This is a genomic window from Shewanella sp. Sh95 (genome assembly GCF_001308045.1).
GTDB classification, from domain to species: Bacteria; Pseudomonadota; Gammaproteobacteria; order Enterobacterales; family Shewanellaceae; genus Shewanella; species Shewanella xiamenensis.
On record NZ_LGYY01000276.1, the window covers coordinates 104,819 to 119,836 of the forward strand.

At 48.1% G+C, this 15,018-nt stretch carries 15 protein-coding genes and 1 other annotated feature; of the genes, 6 read left to right on the forward strand and 9 right to left on the reverse strand.

Translation table 11 applies throughout. The features are described 5' to 3' along the window. Window positions 1–551: 551 nt before the first annotated feature. From AEA42_RS21175 to AEA42_RS21210, 8 genes are all read right to left on the reverse strand, one after another. Window positions 552–836 carry a DUF2798 domain-containing protein gene (locus AEA42_RS21175; protein WP_037428620.1) on the reverse strand — a complete coding sequence of 95 codons (285 nt, stop codon included), beginning with the start codon at window positions 834–836 and terminating at the stop codon, window positions 552–554. Between the two features lie 193 nt (window positions 837–1,029). Beyond that, a complete protein-coding gene (locus AEA42_RS21180) occupies window positions 1,030–1,455 on the reverse strand; it encodes a hypothetical protein (RefSeq protein ID WP_037420023.1) in 426 nt (141 codons plus the stop codon). A 226-nt stretch (window positions 1,456–1,681) separates the two neighbouring features. Further along, window positions 1,682–2,518, reverse strand: coding sequence for a tryptophan synthase subunit alpha (gene trpA, locus AEA42_RS21185; protein ID WP_055648772.1), 837 nt, complete (start codon window positions 2,516–2,518; stop codon window positions 1,682–1,684). A 5-nt stretch (window positions 2,519–2,523) separates the two neighbouring features. Further along, window positions 2,524–3,714 (reverse strand): tryptophan synthase subunit beta, encoded by a 1,191-nt coding sequence (gene trpB / locus AEA42_RS21190; RefSeq protein ID WP_037428614.1) that lies wholly within the window; start codon window positions 3,712–3,714, stop codon window positions 2,524–2,526. Window positions 3,715–3,822: 108 nt separating this feature from the next. After that, window positions 3,823–5,232: a bifunctional indole-3-glycerol-phosphate synthase TrpC/phosphoribosylanthranilate isomerase TrpF gene (gene trpCF / locus AEA42_RS21195; RefSeq protein ID WP_231640426.1), complete on the reverse strand. Its 1,410-nt coding sequence runs from the start codon at window positions 5,230–5,232 to the stop codon at window positions 3,823–3,825. Window positions 5,233–5,309: 77 nt separating this feature from the next. Beyond that, entirely contained in the window at window positions 5,310–6,353 is a 1,044-nt protein-coding gene (trpD, locus tag AEA42_RS21200) for an anthranilate phosphoribosyltransferase (protein ID WP_047533857.1), read from the reverse strand. After that, window positions 6,353–6,961: an aminodeoxychorismate/anthranilate synthase component II gene (locus AEA42_RS21205; protein WP_037420014.1), complete on the reverse strand. Its 609-nt coding sequence runs from the start codon at window positions 6,959–6,961 to the stop codon at window positions 6,353–6,355. The genes trpD and AEA42_RS21205 overlap by 1 nt, the downstream gene beginning before the upstream one ends. A gap of 10 nt (window positions 6,962–6,971) precedes the next feature. Beyond that, on the reverse strand, window positions 6,972–8,663 hold the full coding sequence (locus tag AEA42_RS21210) for an anthranilate synthase component 1 (RefSeq protein ID WP_052183955.1): 1,692 nt from the start codon (window positions 8,661–8,663) through the stop codon (window positions 6,972–6,974). A gap of 52 nt (window positions 8,664–8,715) precedes the next feature. Then, window positions 8,716–8,821 (reverse strand) — a sequence feature (Trp leader region). A gap of 210 nt (window positions 8,822–9,031) precedes the next feature. On the opposite strand from AEA42_RS21210, the gene AEA42_RS21215 reads away from it, so the two are divergent. The 6 genes from AEA42_RS21215 to AEA42_RS21240 all read left to right on the forward strand — a co-directional run bounded on the left by AEA42_RS21215 (window position 9,032) and on the right by AEA42_RS21240 (window position 14,028). Continuing rightward, a complete protein-coding gene (locus tag AEA42_RS21215) occupies window positions 9,032–9,892 on the forward strand; it encodes a PHP domain-containing protein (RefSeq protein ID WP_055648773.1) in 861 nt (286 codons plus the stop codon). Then, window positions 9,889–10,509 carry an L-threonylcarbamoyladenylate synthase gene (locus AEA42_RS21220; RefSeq protein ID WP_037420004.1) on the forward strand — a complete coding sequence of 207 codons (621 nt, stop codon included), beginning with the start codon at window positions 9,889–9,891 and terminating at the stop codon, window positions 10,507–10,509. Before AEA42_RS21215 ends, AEA42_RS21220 begins: the two co-directional genes overlap by 4 nt. A 197-nt stretch (window positions 10,510–10,706) precedes the next feature. After that, on the forward strand, window positions 10,707–11,495 hold the full coding sequence (locus tag AEA42_RS21225; RefSeq protein WP_037420001.1) for a ScpA family protein: 789 nt from the start codon (window positions 10,707–10,709) through the stop codon (window positions 11,493–11,495). Between the two features lie 3 nt (window positions 11,496–11,498). Continuing rightward, a complete protein-coding gene (scpB, locus tag AEA42_RS21230; RefSeq protein WP_037419998.1) occupies window positions 11,499–12,095 on the forward strand; it encodes an SMC-Scp complex subunit ScpB in 597 nt (198 codons plus the stop codon). Then, the gene (gene rluB / locus AEA42_RS21235) at window positions 12,088–12,963 is read left to right on the forward strand and encodes a 23S rRNA pseudouridine(2605) synthase RluB (protein ID WP_037428604.1); all 876 of its coding nucleotides are present in this window, start codon (window positions 12,088–12,090) and stop codon (window positions 12,961–12,963) included. The genes scpB and rluB overlap by 8 nt, the downstream gene beginning before the upstream one ends. 102 nt (window positions 12,964–13,065) lie before the next feature. Beyond that, window positions 13,066–14,028, forward strand: a complete 963-nt coding sequence (locus AEA42_RS21240; protein ID WP_055648774.1) for a hypothetical protein — start codon at window positions 13,066–13,068, stop codon at window positions 14,026–14,028. A gap of 64 nt (window positions 14,029–14,092) precedes the next feature. On the opposite strand, the gene AEA42_RS21245 is transcribed toward AEA42_RS21240, so the two are convergent. Then, window positions 14,093–14,830 carry a YciK family oxidoreductase gene (locus AEA42_RS21245; protein WP_037419993.1) on the reverse strand — a complete coding sequence of 246 codons (738 nt, stop codon included), beginning with the start codon at window positions 14,828–14,830 and terminating at the stop codon, window positions 14,093–14,095. Between the last annotated feature and the right edge of the window lie 188 nt (window positions 14,831–15,018).

Sequence of the window (15,018 nt, forward strand, 5' to 3'; positions counted from 1 at the left end):
CGGTTGCAGCCACCATCGACTGATGGATGAGTAGATGAGTGGACCTCTCTACTGTTACTTTATGAATCATTCTTTTGTGCTGCCGAACAGGAGCTTTACCGCTTGTTTTGCTATTACTCGCTCAGTGCAACGAGGAATAAATTAGCATTATAAAAATTACAAATGCAAATCATTCTCATTTGCCGCTTGTCGGATGAGTCGTACTTTTGACTGTCAAATAAAAGGCTGAAATACGGTTTGTCAGTGAGTTGATCAATGGGGAAGAAGGAAGGTTTAAGAGGTGTCTAAATATATCAACAAAAATAATATTTATTTAAAAACAGTTGATTAAGTTGTTTTTTTGGTTGGAGAGATTTTGCTCTAATTGCTTTTAGTGGCTTTTGAGGAGGCAACGAAAGTGTGAATAACTGCTGAGTGTAAATCGACTGTAAATCCGAATTAGTTCGTCAATTAACACTGCTAGTCAGCCATAAAAGAGTGGATAAGCAAACGTAAAAGCCATCTTAAAAATGGCTTTTTGTGGAGTCAAAAGCAGGGGGAGAAGCAAAGGCCTAAGGTAATTGCACAAAAGCGGCGGTAAGTTTACGCACTAGGGGCAATACCATCAGCAGAGTCGGGAATGCCACCACCCAAGAGATAAACCATGCGCTCAACCAGAGCTCAACAAATTGTGCTGATGCGCCGACACCATTAAAAGTACTGATCCCAGAAACGATACAACTCATTAAAATAGAAAGAAAAAATGGCATCACAACTGTGGCGTATTTTGCGGGTAACTTTGGTGTACCAAAAATAGTGCGGCTTTTATTTGTTGGTACAGAGTGTAAGCTGGACATGGAAACCTCAACAGGGTGTGACTTAGGCGAAAGAGCTTGCTGATTAGTGCTTAAGATTTACATGTATTTATGTAAACCCAAAGCGCAATCCGTTCGCCATTTTAGGAGCAAAACACGGCAAAAGCTATGGTGATACAGACCGATACTGGTCGTTTTGCGTTGGGTGAATAATCAGAACTAATCGTTTTATCGCCTAGGCTTGCCAATTGGTTGCCCATAATTCCCCAGTAACGTTGACCCAATGACCGCGAGAAATTGGTGAGGTACCGAGTTCATTATCAAAGGGTAGGGTGAAACTTGATTGCAGTAAATACACAGTATCATCAGGCGTTTGGGTGATTTCAACAATTTGTCCCGAGGCCTCAAAGTGACAATTATGTTTGGGGAATTGCAGACTTTGGCGATGTTCAATAATGTCGGTTTGCAAATTTGCCTTGGCTAAACGGCCAAACAGTTCAACCGTCACCCATTGATTGACGGGGAAACGTTGCTTAGCTTGTTGATCATTGCCTTGATAGTAAAACCACACTGGAGCGCCATTATCCCATTGGGCAGCGACTTCACCTTGAAAACCACAGCCCCAAGGTGTGACGTCGAGAATATAGATCCGATACTGCATATAAAGTCCATTTACCATAACAAAAGCGTCGATATTATTTGCGCTATATTAACATTTATCTCGTAAACGCATGAGACATAGATCCTAATATAAGCCTTGGGTTTGACAGTTTTAAGATGCTGTTGATTCTGTGCTAGCCATGGTTGTTACTGCTATGGGGAATATATAAAAAAGGGCCAACTCTGCTGATTTGGCCCTAAATCGGGATGTTATTCAGATGAATAGATTAGGTTGCCGCTTTCATCGCGCGGGTAAAATCGCCTAATGCTGCGAGCAGTTTCACTTCATCCTGTTGATAGGTTTCGATAATTTTCACCACGGCCGAGCCAGAAATTGCACCCGCGGCGCCTGCTTGAATGGCGGCGCTCACTTGAGCAGGCTCTGCAATCCCAAAGCCTAATAGCGGTGGCGGCGCATTAAATGCTTGCAGCTTAGCTAAAATTTCTTCAACGGGCGTACCTGCCTTAGTGTCTGTACCTGTTACGCCAGCGCGGGACAATAGATAGGTATAGCCTTCACCACTTTGGCTGACCTTCGCAAGGGTGTCACTGTCGGCATTGGGCGGCGCAATAAAAATTGGCGCAATGCCATGGGCTTTGGCCGCTTGAATAAATGGTGCGGCTTCTTCAACTGGCACATCGGCAATTAACACTGAATCCACGCCCGCTTGCTGCGCTTTGGCATAAAAAGCATCTATGCCATTGGCGAATACGAGGTTCGCATACAGCAATAACCCAATTGGAAGTTCAGGGTATTTAGCGCGGATCTTGGCCAGCAATTCAAAGCAGGCTGTTGGTGTTGTACCCGCGGCTAAGGCTCTGAGATTTGCGCCTTGGATCACGGGGCCATCGGCGAGCGGATCAGAGAAGGGAAAGCCTAACTCCAGCGCATCGGCACCGTTTTGCACTAAGGTGTCGATAATTTTCAGTGACAGCTCAGGACTAGGATCACCCAAAGTAACAAAGGGCACAAAGGCGCCGCGGCCTTCGGCTTTTAAACGGCTAAAAGCGGCGTGATAACGGCCAGCTTGATGAGGGATAGTTTGGTTTGAAATGCTGCTCATCTTAGTTATTCCTCTTTACCGTTTAAAATGTCTGACACAGTGAAAATATCCTTATCGCCTCGGCCTGAGAGGTTGACAACCAAAATGGTCTCTTTGGTGCACTCTTTCGCCAGACGCATTGCATAGGCTAGGGCGTGGGCCGATTCGAGCGCCGGAATAATCCCTTCGCTGCGAGCCAGTAATTGGAAGGCTTCTAGGGCTTCATCATCGGTGGCCGATTCATAGCGGGCACGGCCGATGGCGTTCAAATGGGCATGCTGTGGGCCGACCGAGGGAAAGTCTAATCCTGCTGAAATCGAGTAAGACTCTTCGATTTGGCCTTCGTTGTCCTGCATCAATGGGGCTTTCATACCAAAGAAAATCCCGGTTTTACCATGTTTTAGCGGCGCGCCGTGCATATGGGTATCAATACCTTTACCCGCAGGCTCGACGCCAATCAGCTCAACATTGGCTTCATCAATAAAGTCGGCAAACATCCCGATAGCATTGGAGCCGCCGCCGACACAGGCGATGACCGCATCGGGCAGGCGACCTTCGCGCTCAAGTATTTGTTTTTTGGTTTCTTCACCAATAATACGTTGGAATTCACGCACTATGGTCGGGAACGGATGTGGTCCAGCAGCTGTGCCGAGCAGATAGTGGGCTTTTTCGTAGCTACCAGACCAGTCGCGCATCGCCTCGTTACAGGCGTCTTTTAAGGTGGCAGAACCAGAGGTTACAGGGATAACCTCGGCGCCCATCAGCCGCATTCTAAATACGTTAGGTGATTGGCGGGCAACGTCTTTCGCGCCCATATACACTTTGCATTTTAATCCCAGCAGTGCACAGGCAAGGGCGGTGGCAACACCGTGTTGGCCTGCACCCGTTTCGGCAATGATTTCTTTTTTACCCATACGCTTAGCCAGTAACGCTTGGCCTAATACCTGGTTGGTTTTATGGGCGCCGCCGTGGAGTAAATCTTCCCGCTTGAGGTAGATTTTAACCATGGGATTGGGGCTTAAATTTCGGGTTAAGGTGAGCGCTGTGGGGCGACCCGCGTAGTTTTTCAGTAAGTCGGTAAACTCGGCTTGGAAGGACTCATCGGTTTGTGCGTCGACAAAAGCACCCTCAAGTTGCTTGAGGGCGGGGACTAAAATCTGCGGTACATACATACCACCGTATTCGCCGAAATAAGGGTTAAGCTTTAACTGTGACATACCTTGTTCCTTATCCTATTTATTTGTTTCGATGGCGGTTTAGGTTAACGCCATCGAGTTTCAATTCTTGCTAGCCTGTGCTTTGCACAGTTTTTTATAAAAGTGGGTCTAGAGTCGTAATTGACTAAATGCCGCTTGGATCTTCTCTGCCGACTTAATGCCAGGGGCGGTTTCGAGGCCAGAGTTAAAATCTAAACCGTAAAACCCTTGAGCATTGGCACGGGCAGCATTGTCCGCATTGAGGCCACCCGCGAGCATGGCCTCGGCTTTATGGGCAATGGGGAGTTGCCAATCAAAGACTTGCCCCGTGCCACCAAAACCTGCGTCATTCTTGCTATCAAAGAGATAACGCTGCACCCCTCTTGGCATAGCAGCAAGTTCGCAGCTTTGAGCATCGACACTGATCGCCTTCCAAATTTGGGTGTTCAGTCCGGCCTGTTGCAGCAATTGGCTTAGCTCGGCAATTTCCAACTCAGTTTCGCTGCCGTGCAGTTGCAGCGCGGCTAAGCCACATTCTTGGGCGATACTCACCATGAACTCAGGCGTGCTATTCACACATACGCCAACAAACTCAATGGCGGGCAAGTTGGCGGCACGGTATTGCTCGACTAACTGTTTGGCGGCATCTTTTGTGAGTGCTCGTGGTGATTTTTCAGCAAAAATGAGTCCAGCATAAACTGCGCCCGCAGTGGCTGCTGCTTGAATATCCTCAAGTCGGGTGAGACCGCAGACTTTATTGTGACCGAAGATCAATTTACGACAGGCTAAATCAATGTCTTCTTCGGCCATAATCGAGCTACCGACCAAGAAGCCATCGACCAATGGACTTAAGCGGCGTACTTGATCGTTAGTGTAAATGCCCGATTCGCTGATCACCACGCGATCGCTGCCGATGTGTGGCGCAAGGGCTTCTGTGGTGGCTAAATCGGTACTTAAATCTCGCAAGTTACGGTTATTTATGCCAATAATTGGTGCATTTAAGGCGATGGCTCGTCTTAGTTCTTCCTCATTACTGACTTCGGTCAATACATCGAGTTGATACTTGGCCGCTTCGCTGGCAAGTTGCTGATATCGCTTATCATCGAGCACAGAAAGCATCAGTAGAATCGCATCGGCGCCCTGATGTGCGGCCAACTTGATTTGATATTCATCAACAAAAAAGTCTTTACACAGAATCGGTTGGCTCACTTTGGCCCGCACTTTCGGGATATAGCCCATGTCCCCTTGGAAAAATTGCTCATCGGTTAAGACCGAAATCCCCGCAGCATACTTGGCATAAATCGAGGCGATGGCTTCGACATCAAAGTCTCTACGGATTAAGCCTTTGGATGGACTGGCTTTTTTGCACTCTAAAATATAACCCGCCTTCGGGGCTTTTAAGGCGGCAAATAGACTACGGTCCGAGATTTTTGGGGTTAAGCTGTCTTCAGGAAAACGCAACTTAAGGGCGGCGATATGGGCGGCCTTAGTATCGACGATACGGGTTAAAACGTTGGCTTTTGCGGTACTGGTTTGCATGCTACCCCTTACATCCTGCGATGCTTGATTATCTTCCGAGCGATGCGCGTCGGGTTGTTGAACCTGTGCCATGGTCATTATTCCTGTGCTTCGCTGCTGACTTTAGCGAGTTGATTCAGTAATTCAAAGGCTTTGCCGCTTTTTATGGTATTGAGCGCAAGGGCGGTGCCGGCTTTGACTGAGTCCGATAGGCCACACAGATATAAGGCACAACCCGCATTGATGGCAACCGCATGGGTGTGGGCATCGCTGCCTTGTCCTTGCAAAATCGATTGCGTGATTTGGGCGTTCTGTGCAGGCTCGCCCCCTTCAAGCTCAGTAATGTGGGCTTGAGGCACACCAAAATCCGCCGGTGTTAATTGATATTCAATAATCTCACCGTCTTTGAGTTCGGCGACCTGTGTGCTGCCATGGAGCGCTACTTCATCTAAACCACTGCCATGTACCACCATGGCTCTTTGCGTGCCAAGGGCTTGCAGTACGCGGGCGATAGGCGTCACTAGCTCTGGGCTATATACCCCAAGCAACATAAATTCTGGGCGCGCTGGGTTAATCAATGGCCCTAACACATTGAATAAGGTGCGAGTTTTCAGGGCTTGGCGCACAGGCACTGCATGTTTGACACCGCCATGGTAGTGGGGCGCAAACAGGAAGCACAGATTGAGTGATTCGAGGCAGCGGCCCGCCAGCTCGGGTGACATAGTTAAATCGATGCCAAATTGGGCGAGTAAATCTGACGAGCCCGATTTGCTCGAGACGGAACGATTACCGTGTTTTGCAACCTTGGCGCCAGCAGCTGCGGCGACAAAGGCGGCAGTGGTGGAAATATTAATGGTATTAAAACCATCGCCGCCGGTACCGACGATATCGATAATCCCTTGGCTACGGCTTGAAGCTGGATAGGGGAAAGGCTTAGCGGCTGCGCGCATCGCATCGGCGGCGCCACTGATTTCGGCAATGGTTTCACCGCGAACTTTAAGCGCCATTAACATGCCCGCCATCACGGTTTCATTCATTTCACCTTGGATAAGGGTGCTAAAGAGGCTGGCGGTTTGCTCGCGTGTTAATGCCTTGCCCTGAAACAAAATATCGAGCAGGGGCTGAATCGATGTTGCATTCATTATTGCGCTCCTGCGGTATTGTGGGCGATGTCTTGAGTCAAAAAGCTTAAGGTTTGGGTTAACAATGTGCTGCCCAAGGTCGTTAAGATGGATTCGGGATGAAACTGAAAACCGACTGCCCTGTGCTCGGCATGCAAAATCGCCATAGGCATATCTTCTGTGGTGGCAATAACATCAAGACAATCAGGTACTTTTGTGGCTACTAAACTGTGGTAGCGGGCGACAGGTAAGGGCGAAGGTAAGTTAGCAAACACGCCTTCACCATTATGGAAGGTGGGACTGGCTTTACCGTGCACGACAAAAGGCGCGCGCTCCACTTTACCGCCGTAATATTCCACCATGGCTTGATGACCTAGACAGATCCCAAGCATAGGCACTTTGCCCGCGACTTTGTCTATTAGCGCCATCATGGAGCCCGCTTCATGGGGCGCACCTGGGCCTGGCGATAAGACTAAGGCGCTAGGCTCGGTTTCCGCCAACAGCTTGTCGGCAATATAGTCGGCGGCAACATCGTTACGGTAGATCACCACTTCACAGCCAAGGCTTCTAAACTGGTCGACTAAGTTGTAGGTAAAGGAGTCGAAGTTATCGAGTAAATAGAGTTTCATCTTAGGCTCCTTATCTTGGTTGTTCAGTCGAAGTGGTCGCAGTTGCTTGATGGCTTTCATCCAAGCCTGCGCCCATCTTGATGGCAGAAATCACCGCCTGCGCCTTTTGGCGCGTTTCATCGGCTTCACTCTGGGGATCGGAATCAAACACCACGCCAGCACCCGCTTGGATATGGGCTACACCGTTTTTCACAAAGGCGGAGCGGATAACGATACATGTGTCCATATCCCCAAGGGCATTGAGGTAACCCACTGCGCCACCATAGCTGCCTCGGCGGGTCTTTTCCGCCTGACGTACGAGTTGCGAGGCGCGCACTTTCGGGGCGCCAACCAGAGTGCCCATATTCATACAGGCTTGGTAGGCGTGGAGTGCATCTAAGTCTTGGCGTAGTTGACCTGTGACGCGGCTGACTAAATGCATCACGTGGGAATAACGGTCGACTTTAAGTAACTCGGCCACTTTGCGGCTGCCGCTTTGGCTGATACGGGCGATATCGTTACGGGCTAAATCGACCAACATTAAGTGCTCGGAGAGCTCTTTTTTATCTAAACGCAATTCGAGTTCGATACGGCTATCGAGGTCGAAATCAATCTCGCCGCTGGCGGTTTTGCCGCGCTTACGGGTGCCTGCAATCGGGTAGACTTCGACCTGATTATTGCTGGCTTCATATTTCAACGCGCTCTCTGGCGAGGCACCAAACAGGGTGAAGTCATGGCCCCTGAAATAAAACATATAGGGGCTGGGATTGGTTAAACGTAGTGCGCGGTAAGCCCCTAAGGTATTTGGGCAGGGCAGGCTAAAACTGCGTGAGGGCACCACTTGGAAGATATCGCCCGCAATAATGTGTTCTTTTAAATCGATAACGGTTTGTTTAAAGGCCTCATCACTGATATTGACTTGCTCAGTCGCTGTTATCCCAACCAGCGCGGGCGCAGGTTCTATATCATTGGCTAAGGTTTGGCAGTCAGCGCTAATGTGGCTAGCTCGTTTGGCTAAGGCTTGGGTCACTTCAACCAGTTTTGCAGAACCTTCACTAAAATTGTGGGTGATGATTTCGGCTTGTTTCTGCTTGTGATCAATAAGAATTAAGGTTTCGGCAAGATAAAATAAATAATCAGGGCAATCATTTGCACCATTTGGTGCTTTAGGCAGTGGCTCCACTGTATCAATCAAATCGTAGGAAAGTACGCCACCTAAAAATAAGTCTTCGAATGCTGGCGTCTGACCACAGTCGATATGTTTAACAAACAAGCGTAAACCATCAAGTGGCGAGGTGGACTTTAAGCGGGCATCTTCGTCCTTAAGCTCAGTGTCTTTTTGTAGCGTGACCACTAAGTTGTGGCCATCGCGTTGGCATTGAGTTTGGCTTGAGCGAGCACTAAAAAATTGCTCGATGGGGGCAAGTAAACTGGCACCATTGTCGCTCAGTGCGCTAAAGCGTAAACAATACCCGTCGCAGCGGATCATCAGCGCCGCATGGGTCATCACCATGCTCTTAAGATTTTCCTTGCTGTTTATTTCTGCTGATTCCAACAACATGGTATGGGGCGCATCTTGAGTGATGTGTTGGTACAAACGCAGCGGATCGCTATGGTATGCCAAGGTGGCCTTGATCGTATGTGAACGTGCAAATGTCTGCGGAGGTGAGGGGAAATTCCCTCCATCGGCTTGGGTAACCTGATTAAATGTCTTTAGGGTCATGCTGTTATCTCGCTTTTATCCGTTTACCGCGTTGCAGACATTTTTCGCACCAACAAAAAAGCCCGCATTTCTGCGGGCTTTTGTTGATTCTGTTACTTTCAAATGAGCACAGAGCTTCACACCACCCGCTACGTTGGGAAGTGCCACCACCAAATGATGTTGAAAGAAGCGTTAGTATGGGTCATTCAAAAGGGTCTCAATAATTCGTTAGTTGAGCTATAGAAAACATGAGCCTGAGGCGAAAGTCAATTGAATATTTTTCAAAATGATGGATTCATGTGGCTAACTCACTGTGTCAAATGCGGTTCCTGCTGGATAAAGTGTGAGATAAATGCACATTTCATCTTAAATTAACGTACAATAACGGCATGAATACTCAAAGCATCTTGGCTGACTTGCACAGCCACACGACCGCATCCGACGGTCATCTCACGCCGTCCGAGCTGGTCGCCAGAGCCCTTGAAAAGGGCGTGCAGTTATTTGCGATAACGGATCACGATACGGTTGCAGGCTTAAGTGAAGCCCGCGCCTTCAATCAAGCGCAGACCGAACCGTTAAAGCTGATTTCTGGGGTTGAGATTTCAACCCGATGGAATAGTTATGATATTCACATTGTGGCGCTCAATTTTGATGAAACCCACACAGAGTTATTAACGTTTTTAGAAAACCAGCGTGAGTTACGTGAGCTTCGCGCCGAAGAAATCGGCCATCGATTGGCTAAAGCCGGGATCGAAGGCGCCTATGAAGGCGCAAAAGCAATTGCGGCAGGCGCAGCGTTAAGCCGTGGTCACTATGCTCGTTGGCTTGCCGATCACGGTTATGCGGTGGATATGCCCAGTGTATTTAAGCGTTACTTAGCCCGTGGTAAGACGGGTTATGTGCCCAATAATTGGGGCGATATGGCCAGCGCAATTAAGGTGATCCACAACGCGGGTGGGCTCGCGGTATTGGCCCATCCGAGTGGTTATAAGCTGTCTACCAAGTGGTTAAAGCGTTTAGTGCGAGAATTTAAAGAAGCTGGTGGGGATGCCATGGAAGTGGTGCTCGGCCAGCAAACGGTGGATGATAGGGCCAATTTAGTGGCGCTGAGTGTCCAAAATCAGTTGCTTGCATCGATAGGAAGTGATTTTCACTTTCCAAGCAATTGGATTGAATTAGGTAAAAATCTCTACCAGCCTCAAGGTATTGATTGGGTCTGGCAGTCGGGATCTTGGGTGGAACGACCATGAGTCAATTTTTTTATGTACACGAAGTAAATCCACAGACACGTTTGATTAGTCAAGCCGTGGCTGTGCTGAAGTCCGGCGGCGTAATTGTGTATCCAACCGATTCGGGTTATGCCCTCGGTTGCATGATCGGTGAGAAAGACGCAATGACGCGCATTACTCGCATTCGTCAAATCGAGCATGATCATAATTTCTCGTTAATGTGCCGCGACTTATCTGAATTAGCGACCTACGCCAAGGTGGATAATCAGGCCTATCGCATCCTAAAAAGTTGCACGCCAGGGCCGTACACTTTCATTTTTAAGGCGAGTAAGGAAGTGCCCCGTCGTCTGCAAAATGACAAGAAAAAAACCATTGGTATCCGCGTGCCAGACAATGTGATTGCCTTAGCACTGCTCGAGGCGTTAGATGCGCCGTTGATGTCGACCAGTTTAGTGATGCCAAACGCAGAATTTGCCGAGTCGGACCCTGAACATATTCGCGACCTGTTAGAGCATCAAGTGGATGTGATTATTCATGGTGGTTATTTAGGTGAAAAGCCAACCACTGTCATCGATATGTCGGAAGATGGGTTCGAAGTCCTGCGTGAAGGCGCTGGGGATGTGACTCCGTTTCTGTAAAATCAGGTTTGTCTCAGCGATAGTGTATGGCAGCGTATGTTAGCCCGATAAAACCGTCATTTGGCAGTTTTATCGCCATTAAATTACGGGTATAATCGCGCGTTTGCGAAGAAGCGAGTCAACTCGATTTAATGAGACTGATACTGTTTGCTTGGGAATGGCGGTTTCAAGGTGATTGTTTTACATGGGGATAGCGGATGCAGGGCACGCAACAAAGTTTACCCTTAGCCGTTGTTCGTGGTCAGGCGATGACCGAAATGCCGCAGGATTTGTTTATTCCACCTGAGGCGTTGGAAGTGTTCTTGGAGTCCTTTGAAGGGCCGCTAGACTTACTTTTGTATCTGATCCGTAAGCAAAAATTAGATGTTGTCGATTTACCCATTTCTCAGATCACCGCGCAATATTTAGAATATATCGCGATGCTCACTCAGGCGCGTATTGAACTGGCCTCGGATTATTTGGTCATGGCGGCTACACTGGCCGAGATTAAATCCCGTCTGCTGCTGCCGCGTATGGTGGCGGAAGATGAGGTGGAAGAAGATCCACGGGCCCAGTTGATCCGTCAATTGAAGGCCTATGAGGTAATCAAGGAAGCCTCGCAAAAAATTGATGATTTACCTCGGCTTGAACGCGATGTGTTTCAAGCAATCGCGGCACCTTCACCGAATATCAAACCTTTGGTGATTCCGCCTGATGTATCGTTATTTGAAATCGCCCGTGCCTTTGGCGAGGTGCTTAAACGTATCGATGCCAATGAAGATCATCATGTTAAGCGTGAACAGTTATCGACCCGCGAGCGCATGAGCCAAATTTTAGCCATGCTTAATAGCGAGACGTTTACGCCCTTTGAGCGTTTATTCAGTGTCGAAGAAGGCCGCGCCGGTGTGGTGGTGACCTTTTTAGCGCTAATGGAATTGGTCAAAGAATTATTAGTGGAATTGTACCAAACAGAGCCGTTTTCAACTATTTATGTAAAGGCCTATTAATTGATGCAGATAAATCCAATTCAATTAAAACAGCTTATTGAAGCGAGTCTGTTTGTATTGGGGAAACCCTTGTCGGTGAAAATGTTGAAAGAAACCGTGTTGGCGGATTTCAGTGTTTCCAGAGACAAAATCAAAGCCGCATTGGACGAGTTGCAACAGGATTATCAGGAACGGGGTGTTCAACTTGTGAAAGTGGCTGGAGGTTATCGCTTCCAGACCTTGGAAGTCCTGAGTCCGTTTTTGCAACCCCTGTGGCAGGAAAAAGCACCTAAGTATTCGCGGGCAACATTAGAGACTCTGGCGGTGATCGCCTATCGTCAACCTGTGACCCGTGGCGATATTGAGCAGGTGCGTGGTGTGGCCATTAGTAGCCACATCATCAAAAGTTTGTCAGATAGACATTGGATTAAAGTCGTTGGCCATAAAGAAGTCCCGGGGCGACCCGCACTCTACGCCACGACCTTAGAATTTTTAGCCTATTTTGGCTTAGATACCCTCGCGGATTTACCCGCGCTTACGGATACTGAGTCATTGCAGGCGGTATTTTCGGGTTTGAAAGTAACGCCTGAACAGTCAGAAGAGCAAGATACTAATGAGTGAAAAATTGCAGAAAGTCTTGGCCCGTGCAGGCCATGGCTCCCGTCGTGAGATGGAGGCATGGATTGCTGCAGGCCGAGTTAGTATTGATGGCGTGATTGCCAATCTTGGCGATCGTATCGAAGCTGATGCAAAAGTACGTATCGATGGTCGAGCCATATCGCTCAAGTCTGCCGATGATGTGATTTGCCGCGTGCTGGCCTATCACAAACCCGAAGGTGAGATTTGTAGCCGTAAAGACCCTGAAGGTCGTCCAACTGTGTTTGATCGCTTGCCTAAAGTGCGTGATTCGCGCTGGGTTGCGGTAGGCCGTCTGGATATCAACACTTCAGGCCTATTGCTGTTTACCTCTGATGGTGAACTGGCAAACCGTTTGATGCACCCGTCTAACGAAGTTGAACGCGAATACGCGGTTCGTACCTTTGGTGAAGTACCAGAGGCTGCGGTACAACGTCTGCGTACCGGCGTGATGTTAGAAGACGGTATGGCGCAGTTTGATGCCATTAAAGCCGCGGGTGGTGAGGGTATGAACCAATGGTGGCACGTGTGTTTACGTGAAGGCCGTAACCGTGAAGTGCGCCGTTTATGGGAATCCCAAGAGGTGCAAGTTAGCCGTCTTATCCGTGTGCGCTATGGTATGGTGGAATTACCTAAATCTTTACCCCGTGGTGGTTGGATTGAATTGCCAATTGAGCAAGTTAACTACCTGCGCCAATTAGCGGGCCTTGAACCTGAAACTCGCACTATGCTGGCTGCAGATAAACACAGTGTGGCCCGTGCGCAGGTGAAGAGTGCCAAAATTCGCCGCGCTGTACGTAAGCATAAAGTCACCTCAACGGGTAAATCGAAGCCAACGCGTCAACGTAGTTAATCGGTTTATGTTACCCAGTTAAAAGGCCGCTTGCGGCCTTTTTTGCTTTCTGTAGCCTATGGTTATGCTATAACAAGCCTAAAGATGACGAGGAGATGAACCATGGAATTAATATCGGTCAAGCGAATTTGGGCGCAAGGTGAGCATAATGCTTTTACCGATCTGGTGTTATACCAAGGGGCATTATTTTGTGTATTTCGAGAAGGCTCTGCTCACGTATCTCCTGATGGCGCTTTACGTATTCTTTGCTCCCATGATGCCGGGGAAAATTGGCAAAGTGTGGCGCTGCTGACTTCGGCTCATGCTGATTTACGGGATGGCAAATTAATTGAATTTCGAGGTGAGTTGTTGCTATTGGGTGGTGGTACTTTGCACAATAAATCAGGTTTACAATCCTATCTTTGGCGCTCAAAGGATGGCGTAAATTGGTCCGAACCGCAGGCGGTAGCTGATAAAGGTTACTGGTTATGGCGTTTAACTGAGCATCAAGATGCACTCTATGGTGTGGGATATCGGGCGGGGCCTGATGGAGATACCCGTTTCTACAAAAGTGACGATGGACAGCTCTTTAAACCTTGGATGCCTGTTTTTAATGACCAAGGTTATGTAAATGAAAGTTCGCTGGTATTCCACCAAGGGAGTTGTTTTTGTTTATTAAGGCGCGATCCCGTGTGGAGTGATGAGTTTTTAGCTTTACTGGGTCACAGCTTGCCACCTTTCAAGCAATGGACTTGGCAAACACTCGATAAACGCATCGGTGGGCCAGTGCTGTTTGTCTATCAATCCCGTTTGATGGCGGTTGTACGTCTTTATGAAGGGAACATTCGCACTGCACTTATTGAAATAAATCAAGAGACGGGCGCTATTCATGAGAGGCTCACGTTACCTTCGCAGGGCGATACTAGTTATGCTGGCATTGTTCTGAAAGGTGATCATCTTTGGGTGAGTTATTATTCAAGTCACGAGCAGGTATCGGTTCCCGATAATATTCAAGTCCAAAGTGATAACATGCAAGAGAAGTCTAAAACGATGATTTACTTTGCTAAAATTAGACTCAGCGACTGAGTAAAAGTAAAGGGAACCATTCGGTTCCCTTTACTTTTATACCACAGCGTTTAGTGAGTCTTACTTACTGGGCATTGAATTGCTGACCGTTAATATCGCTAGAGTCCTGTCCCATTAAATACAGGTAAGTCGGCATGATTTCTTCGGCCGTTTTTAAATCCAATGGATTTTCGGCAGGGTATGCTTTAGCACGCATTTCGGTGCGCGTTGCGCCTGGGTTAATGCTGTTCACGCGGACTGAAGTGCCATCACATTCGTGGGCGAGTACCTGCATCATGCCTTCGGTGGCAAATTTCGAGAAGGCATAGGGCCCCCAGTAGGCGCGGCCCTGACGACCAACACTGCTTGAGGTGAAAATAATCGAGGCACTTGGTGCTTGGCGTAGCACTGGCAGTAATGCCTTGGTTAGCATCACTTGTGCGGTGACATTGACTTTAAGTACATCTTCAAGTGAAGGAATATCGATGTGTTCAAACGGACCTAGGGCGCCGAGTAAACTGGCATTATGCAGTAAACCATCTAAATGGCCGAACTGTTCGCTGATCGTGTCGGCCATATCACGGTAGTTTTGTTCGGTCGCACCTTTTAAATCAAGTGGCACAATGGCTGGCATCGGATAACCCGCTTGCTCGATAACATCGTAAACGGCTTCGAGTTTTTTAACGGTTTTACCGAGTAAAATCACCGTGGCGCCATGCTTGGCAAATTCGATAGCCGCCGCGCGACCAATGCCTGCTCCTGCACCAGTGACTAAAATAGTTTTACCTTTAAGTAAATCTTTTGCTGCTTGATATTCCAACATGAGCCTTTTATTCCTCTTGGCGAAAATGCCCGCCACTTCTAGAGTCGCTGAACTGCTAAACGCATGTTTCAAACAAATGAATGAAACTTTGTTATAAATAGCTAAAATCTTTGTGACAAACTTGTGGCTAACTCAATATTTTTACGTTAACTTGAAATGAGTTAGGGGCTAACATAAGCCCTATTAGT